General features: G+C 50.2%; 1 rRNA gene. It reads right to left on the bottom strand.

The features are described from left to right. Positions 1 to 116 (bottom strand): 5S ribosomal RNA (gene rrf / locus IWT5_RS11910); the annotation flags it as partial. Between the last annotated feature and the right edge of the window lie 139 nt (positions 117 to 255).

The raw sequence follows: 255 nt of genomic DNA on the forward strand, positions 1-255 counted from the left end.
CGTGGCAACGTCCTACCCTCGCAGGGGGCGATCCCCCAACTACTCTTGGCGTGCTGAAGCTTAACTTCTGTGTTCGACATGGGAACAGGTGTATCCTTCAGGCTATCGCCACCACACTATTGAGAACTGATGCTCTCAAAACTAGACAATATCATTTTCTCTTACCGATGAACACCACTACTCGTGGTTAAGTCCTCGACCGATTAGTACTAGTCCGCTCCGTGCATCGCTGCACTTCCACTTCTAGCCTATCTA

Source organism: Secundilactobacillus mixtipabuli (genome assembly GCF_002217925.1).
In the GTDB taxonomy this organism is placed as follows: Bacteria; Bacillota; Bacilli; order Lactobacillales; family Lactobacillaceae; genus Secundilactobacillus; species Secundilactobacillus mixtipabuli.